The sequence below is a fragment of the Desulfurellaceae bacterium genome, assembly GCA_021296095.1.
Taxonomy (GTDB): Bacteria; Desulfobacterota; Binatia; order Bin18; family Bin18; genus JAAXHF01.
This window is the reverse complement of record JAGWBB010000105.1, coordinates 1729-2079: the sequence shown is the minus strand read 5'-3', so window position 1 is coordinate 2079 and position 351 is coordinate 1729. Positions and strand designations below refer to the sequence as shown.

Below are 351 nucleotides of genomic sequence, written 5' to 3'. Positions count from 1 at the left end.
TGCAGCGTGTCCAGGAGGCCCAGCAGGCCGAGCAGGAGCTGTTGGATGAAGAGGCCGCCTACGCCGAGGACGAAGACGCTGCCGAGCCGAGTGTGGCCGTCAGCCAAGATCAGGCCCAGGACCAGCCCGAAGAGCCGGGCTTCTTCAGCCGTCTGTTTGCGGATGACGAGGAGGAAGACGCGGCTGAGCCGAGCGTGCCGGTTGTCCAAGATCAGACCCAGGACCAGTCCGAAGATCCGGGTCTCTTCAGCCGTCTGTTTGCGGATGACGAAGAGGAAGCAAGTGAGGAAGTCGCAACGGCTGGGGCTGAGCAGGCTGACCGCGCTGAGCAGGCTGGCGAGGAAGAGGACG

The 351-nt window shown here is 64.4% G+C and carries 1 protein-coding gene; it reads left to right on the top strand.

What is annotated here, in order from left to right; genetic code table 11:
• Nucleotides 1–351 (top strand): hypothetical protein (locus J4F42_19340; GenBank protein ID MCE2487673.1); only part of this gene is annotated, 351 nt, incomplete at both ends.